Below are 6,920 nucleotides of genomic sequence, written 5' to 3'. Positions count from 1 at the left end.
AGCGCTTGCATGGCATGCAAGAGGTCAGCGGTTCGATCCCGCTTAGCTCCACCAAATCCTGCTCCCATCAGGTTTGGAACGTAAAGAAAATGTGGGGCTATAGCTCAGCTGGGAGAGCGCTTGCATGGCATGCAAGAGGTCAGCGGTTCGATCCCGCTTAGCTCCACCAAAATTCGAAACCCTCGCCTATGGCGGGGGTTTTTTGCTTTCTGGGTGCGAATAAAAAAGCAGCGTTTATATTATAAAAGGCATGCGTAGATCAGGATTTACTCAACTCGGTTTGCTTCGAATAATAACTAACAATAATATTTGAACAGTCACTCTACGTACGATAAAGGATATCGGCAGATACGCATGACTGTGCAACGGAGTACCCCATTAAGAAAATTCGTCCTGGCATTGGTTATTAGCCTGGTGATGATTCCTGTTTCTCGGTATATCTCTCCGACCGCATTTTATGATGGTCACTCTGTATATCTTGCGTGGTTACCGCTGAGCGTAATGATTGCGCTGATGATGCTGTTTGGCCGCCATGCCGTGCTGCCTCTGGCGCTGGGGTTTACCGCGACTAACTACTGGCAACTGCACATTTCGCCGCTTGATTCATTAATATTATTGTTTTGTCAGCTGACTGCCGTTTGTATTTCTAGTCTTATTTTATATTCTATTTTGGGGCGACGTTGGCGGCATGGTCTGGTCATTCATCATATTGGCTTATGTATTTTTTGGTTCGGTTTTGCAACGCCGATATTAGCCAAGTTTATGATGTATTTAGTAGGAGAGATGACCATTGTTCCTGCTGCAATGTTTAGCTATTTTAATATAACGTCCGTTATTTATACGATTGTTGATATTCAGGGATTGGTTTGCGCATCCTTAATATTTACTAAACTATTCTACTATCCTATACGGATGGGCCTGAACGCTCGCTATGCAAGGGTGTTCTGGCGTAAAAACATCGCGAGTTATACGGGTCTGAAAGGCAAATGCTTTGCCATCGCCTGGTTTCTCGCATTGATTTTCATGCTGGTTTTCCTCTGCGCGCCGTTCGGCGATCGCTACTTTGCCGGGTATCTCGTCCCCATCATCTTTATCTTTTTTGCTTTTGGCATCAGCAAGCTGGCGTATCCGCTGATCATGATAAGCTGGACGCTGTCCGCCTTTGTGCTGGTGATGTACAACAAAAACTTCCTGCACGGCATTCAAACCCAGTACTCGCTCTCATTTATCCTATCGGCGCTGATCTCGTTTACCGTCTGTCTGCAGTACATGCTGCAAATCTACCACCGCAGCAAGCATCTGAAGCAGAAATGGCACGAGCAGGCCATGATTGATCCGTTGACCGGGCTGCCTAACCTGCGTGCGCTGGAGGATTATATGAAGGCGCCGGGCGTCACTAGCGTCTGCTGCCTGCACATCAAAAACCTGGACTTCCTCAGCCGCCACTACGGCATGATGATGCGTATTCAGTGCAAGCGCAGTATCACTCAGGTGTTGCAGCCTAAGCTCGATAACAATGAGAAACTCTTCCAGTTGCCGGGCAACGAACTACTGCTGGTGCTGAACGGCCCGGAAACGGAAGCGAGGCTTAACCATCTGGTGGATTTTCTGCGCCGTCAGGATATTCGCTGGAATAACACGTTGTTGACGCTGGAATACGGTATTTCGTGGGGCAGGGTGTGTACGCAGGACGACAATCTCTACCATACGCTTGGGCAGCTTAGCTGGCTGGCAGAGCAGGCCGGTGAAGAGAGCCAGATACTGCAACTGGATAACGGCCAGGTGGAAGCCTATGACGAAACCGGCGACCGCGTTGTGCTCCTCAACCGTATTAAAAGCGCGCTGGAGTGGGACAACTTTGTCCTCTACGCGCAGCCTATCAGAAAGCCATCGGGCGAAGGCTACTATGAAATCCTTAGCTGACTGGTGGATGCCAACGGCATGGTGATGCCGGATAAATTTATCCCCATTCTGACGCAGTTCAACCTGAGCAAACGCTTCGACATGCAGGTGCTGGAAAATCTGTTCCGCTCGCTGCCGGCGTTTCCAGGGCAGCGTTTTTCCGTCAACCTGATGCCCTACACGTTGATGCACAAAGAGAGCGCTGCCGAAATCATCGCGCTGTTCCGACGCTATCGGGTTAAGGTTCAGCGCATCATTATTGAAATTACCGAAGAGCAGGCGTTTTCGAACTCGGATATCAGCATTCAGAACCTCAATAGACTGCGGGAATTCGGTTGCCAGATTGCGATTGATGACTTCGGTACTGGCTACGCCAACTATGAGCGCCTGAAGCGCCTTGAGGCCGATATTATCAAGATTGACGGTGCGTTCGTGCGTGACGTGCTCACTAACCCCATGGATGCGATGATTATTCGCTCTATCTGCGAACTGGCGGAGATGCAGAACCTGGAAGTTGTTGCGGAATACGTAGAGACCGAGGCGCAGCAGGCGCTGCTGACGGAGCTGGGTGTGCACTATATGCAGGGGTATCTCATCGATAAGCCAAGGCCGTTGTGTGACATTGGCTACCAAACGGAGTCATAAAGAAAAAGGGCCTGTAACTCAGTTACAGGCCCTTTTTTAACGCTGTTGGATTACAGAACCAGCGCAGCGATAGAAGCAGACAGGACGCTCACCAGCGTAGAACCGTAAACCAGCTTCAGACCGAAGCGGGAAACCACGTTACCCTGCTCTTCGTTCAGGCCTTTAATCGCGCCTGCGATGATGCCGATAGAAGAGAAGTTAGCGAAGGAAACCAGGAATACGGAGATGATACCAACTGCGCGAGGGGAGAGTTCAGCGGCGACTTTCTGCAGATCCATCATGGCAACGAATTCGTTAGAAACCAGTTTGGTCGCCATGATACTACCAACCTGCAGGGATTCGCTTGCCGGTACACCCATAATCCATGCAACAGGATAGAAGATGTAACCCAGAATGCCCTGGAAGGAGATGCTGTAACCGAACCAGCCAGTAACGGTGGCGAACAGGGCGTTCAGCGCGGCGATCAGGGCGATAAAGCCGATCAGCATGGCCGCAACGATAATCGCAACTTTGAAGCCTGCCAGAATGTATTCACCCAGCATTTCGAAGAAGCTCTGTCCTTCGTGCAGGTTAGACATCTGAATGTTCTCTTCGCTGGCATCTACGCGGTACGGGTTGATCAGCGACAGAACGATAAAGGTGCTGAACATGTTCAGTACCAGCGCCGCAACAACGAACTTCGGCTCCAGCATGGTCATGTAGGCGCCAACGATAGACATGGAAACGGTAGACATCGCCGTGGCCGACATGGTGTACATGCGGTTACGGGACATTTTGCCGAGGATATCTTTATAAGCGATGAAGTTTTCAGACTGGCCCAGAATCAGGGAGCTGACGGCGTTGAAAGACTCCAGCTTACCCATGCCGTTGATTTTAGACAGCACGGTACCAATCGCACGAATGACAATCGGCAGAATACGGATATGCTGCAGAATACCGATCAGCGCGGATATGAAGACGATAGGGCAGAGCACCTTCAGGAAGAAGAAGGCCAGACCTTTATCGTTCATGCTGCCGAAGACGAAGTCGGTGCCGTTGTTCGCAAAACCAAGCAGTTTTTCGAACATTTCGGCAAAGCCACGTACGAAGCCCAGACCAATATCAGAGTTCAGGAAGAACCATGCCAGTAAAACTTCAATGACAAGTAATTGAATAACATAACGAATGCGAATCTCTTTGCGGTTGGTGCTGACCAGCAGGGCCAGGATACCTACCACAACGAGCGCGAGAACAAAATGCAAGACGCGGTCCATATTTGCTCCAAACATGAGACGGGTTAAATTTTCTTGCACATTCTATGTAACATCATTAAATAAAACGAGATCTCCATCCCACTATATTTAGATCCTGTGAGCAAATTCAAAATTAGTGATCAAAGATACATTTTTGTGATGTTAAGTAAATGTATGAAAAGTTCCCTTGTTGTACTACTCTCATCTTAAGCGTACACCAAACCCCCGCAACCTCCAGTCTGGCGATTGATTCCGGCTATCAGAGCAATCATTATCATCTCTTACAAATGAACTTGATAATCATTCTCATTCTGTTAGCCTGAAACATAGCAAAGGCTATGTTTTTGAGGCAGACCATGACAAACAGTCGCGTTGAGAGTAACACCGGTCGTGCAGCGCGCCGTATGCGGCTTGCGCTGATGGGGCCCGCATTTATTGCCGCCATCGGCTATATCGATCCCGGCAACTTTGCCACCAACATTCAGGCGGGGGCGAGCTTCGGCTATCAACTGCTGTGGGTTGTCGTCTGGGCGAACCTGATGGCGATGCTGATTCAGGTGCTGTCCGCGAAACTCGGTATCGCCACGGGGAAAAACCTGGCGGAGCAAATTCGCGACCATTATCCGCGCCCGGTGGTGTGGTTCTACTGGGTGCAGGCGGAAATCATCGCGATGGCGACGGATCTGGCAGAATTTATCGGTGCGGCAATCGGCTTTAAGCTGATTCTCGGCGTTTCGCTGCTGCAAGGGGCGGTGCTGACGGGGATTGCCACCTACCTGATTCTAATGCTGCAGCGCCGTGGGCAAAAGCCGCTGGAAAAAGTGATCGGCGGCCTGCTGCTGTTTGTTGCTGCGGCCTATATCGTTGAGCTGGTTTTCTCCCAGCCGCAGATGGCGCCGCTCGCCAAAGGGATGATTATTCCGTCGTTGCCTAACTCCGAGGCGGTGTTCCTCGCGGCGGGCGTACTCGGTGCGACCATCATGCCACACGTCATTTATCTGCACTCCTCGCTGACTCAGCATCTGCACGGCGGGAGTGCCAAAGAGCGCTATCACGCCACGCGCTGGGATGTCGCTATCGCCATGACTATTGCCGGCTTTGTGAACCTGGCGATGATGGCGACGGCGGCCGCGGCGTTCCATTTTCACGGTCATACCGGTGTTGCCGACCTCGATGAGGCGTATCTCACCCTCGAACCGTTGCTGAGCCATGCGGCAGCAACCATCTTCGGCCTGAGCCTGGTCGCAGCGGGGCTCTCCTCCACGGTCGTCGGGACGCTGGCCGGTCAGGTGGTGATGCAGGGCTTTATTCGCTTCCACATTCCACTGTGGTTCCGCCGTGCGGTGACGATGCTGCCGTCATTTATTGTGATTCTGATGGGGCTCGACCCAACGCGTATTCTGGTGATGAGCCAGGTGCTGCTAAGCTTCGGCATCGCGCTGGCGCTGGTGCCGCTGCTGATATTCACCAGCAATCGCCAGTTGATGGGCGAGCTGGTCAACACGCTGTGGATTAAACGAATTGGCTGGGTGATTGTGGCAATTGTGGTGGCGCTGAATGGGTGGCTGCTGCTGGGAACGTTGCTTGCCTGATGGCGCTGCGCTCGTCCGGGCTACTTTTAACGTGTAGCCCGGACGAGCGCAGCGACTCCGGGAAAATATCAGTGGTGATGCCCGTGTCCATGGCCGCGCCCGCGTCCACGATGATCGTCCCGGTCGTTCCAGCCTTCGCGGTAGCCGCGCTCATAGGCTTTACGTTTATCCCAACCACGGTGCCAGCCGTTATCGCGGTGATACCAGTTACGATGCCAGTAATCACGGTCACGCCAGCGACCGCCATCCCAGTAGTTACCGTAGTTATCGCGATCGCCAATTTGTAATTTTACGGACGGCAGCAGGGTGATTTCACCAGCATTCGCGAACATCGGGGCCGATGCCATCAATACTGCCGCCAGAATCAGTGACCTGAACATACTTCTCTCCTATACGATCGTGGTCTGCAAGACCTGTTAACGCAATATTACAATTCGGTAAATACCGCGATTATTGGGGTAACTCTTAAATCGTCAGGAGAGAGCACTTTTTGCTAAAGAAGCCGTTATTTTATACTGCGCAGAATGCTATCGATGGTTTCGTTTTCCTCAGCGCTGAAATGCCGATTGCTCAGCATGCCCACGGCATCATCAAGCTGCGCGGTTTTGCTGGCACCAATCAACACCGACGTCACCGCCTGTTGGCGTAATACCCACGCCAGCGCCATCTGCGACAGTTTCTGACCACGCTGCTCCGCGATAGCATTAAGCTGGCGTACGGCTTCCAGCTTGCCATCGGTCAACTGCTCCGGCTTCAGGAAGATGCTGCCGCTGGCGGCGCGGGAGTCTGCCGGAATGCCGTGCAGATAGCGGTCGGTCAGTTGCCCACCCGCTAACGGCGAGAAGGCGATACAGCCCACGCCTTCTTGCTGAAGCACCTGAAGCAGACCATTTTCAGGGCTTCGCTCAAGCATTGAATACTTCGGCTGGTGAATAAGACACGGCGTACCGAGGTCGTTCAGCATCGCAATAGCCTGACTTGCCAGTTCAGCCGGGTAGTTGGAAAGCCCGATGTACAGTGCCTTACCTTGACGCACGAGATGGTCCAGCGCGCGCATGGTTTCTATCAGCGGCGTCTCCGGGTCCGGGCGGTGGTGATAGAAGATGTCGACATACTCAAGCCCCATCCGCTTCAGACTCTGATCGAGGCTTGAAATCAGGTACTTGCGTGAACCCCAATCGCCATACGGCCCGTCCCACATGGTATAGCCGGCTTTGCTGGAGATAATCAGCTCATCGCGGTAGGGCAGGAAATCTTCCCTCAGGATACGACCAAAGTTGCTTTCAGCAGAGCCCGGAGGCGGCCCGTAGTTGTTGGCCAAATCGAAATGGGTGATCCCAAGGTCGAATGCGTGGTGCAGTAGCTGGCGGCTGTTTTCCACCCGCGTTTCATCGCCAAAGTTGTGCCACAGCCCCAGCGAAATGGCTGGCAGCTTGAGGCCGCTGTTGCCGCAGCGCTGAAACGTCATGGTCTCGTAACGCGTCGGGCTTGCCTTATAAACCATTATGTCCTCCAGATTATCCGGTTGTGTATACGCTTACACTAGCGA

At 52.3% G+C, this 6,920-nt stretch carries 4 protein-coding genes, 2 tRNA genes and 1 pseudogene (1 of these 7 only partly in view); 4 read left to right on the top strand and 3 right to left on the bottom strand.

Annotation, left to right across the window (positions count from 1 at the left end):
* From V6944_RS03510 to V6944_RS03500, 3 genes and pseudogenes are all read left to right on the top strand, one after another.
* A tRNA-Ala gene (locus tag V6944_RS03510) sits at window positions 1-54 on the top strand; it begins 122 nt to the left of the window's first position.
* Between the two features lie 39 nt (window positions 55-93).
* Window positions 94-169 (top strand) — tRNA-Ala (locus V6944_RS03505).
* A 185-nt stretch (window positions 170-354) separates the two neighbouring features.
* Window positions 355-2,547 (top strand): annotated as a pseudogene (locus V6944_RS03500) (EAL domain-containing protein).
* Between the two features lie 50 nt (window positions 2,548-2,597).
* Here the strand turns inward: V6944_RS03500 and V6944_RS03495 are convergent.
* Window positions 2,598-3,800: a NupC/NupG family nucleoside CNT transporter gene (locus V6944_RS03495; RefSeq protein WP_333497896.1), complete on the bottom strand. Its 1,203-nt coding sequence runs from the start codon at window positions 3,798-3,800 to the stop codon at window positions 2,598-2,600.
* Window positions 3,801-4,135: 335 nt separating this feature from the next.
* Here V6944_RS03495 and V6944_RS03490 point away from each other — a divergent pair, with 335 nt between their 5' ends.
* Window positions 4,136-5,371, top strand: a complete 1,236-nt coding sequence (locus V6944_RS03490; RefSeq protein ID WP_333497895.1) for an Nramp family divalent metal transporter — start codon at window positions 4,136-4,138, stop codon at window positions 5,369-5,371.
* A 68-nt stretch (window positions 5,372-5,439) separates the two neighbouring features.
* On the opposite strand, the gene V6944_RS03485 is transcribed toward V6944_RS03490, so the two are convergent.
* Window positions 5,440-5,751: a DUF2502 domain-containing protein gene (locus V6944_RS03485; RefSeq protein ID WP_333497894.1), complete on the bottom strand. Its 312-nt coding sequence runs from the start codon at window positions 5,749-5,751 to the stop codon at window positions 5,440-5,442.
* 125 nt (window positions 5,752-5,876) lie between these two features.
* Complete coding sequence (gene mgrA / locus V6944_RS03480; RefSeq protein WP_333497893.1) at window positions 5,877-6,875, bottom strand: L-glyceraldehyde 3-phosphate reductase; 999 nt, start codon at window positions 6,873-6,875, stop codon at window positions 5,877-5,879.
* Window positions 6,876-6,920: the final 45 nt, after the last annotated feature.

Source organism: Kluyvera sp. CHPC 1.2972 (assembly GCF_036759925.1).
In the GTDB taxonomy this organism is placed as follows: domain Bacteria; phylum Pseudomonadota; class Gammaproteobacteria; order Enterobacterales; family Enterobacteriaceae; genus Kluyvera.
The sequence above is the reverse complement of the archived record's forward strand: the minus strand, read 5'-3'. Positions and strand labels throughout refer to the sequence as shown.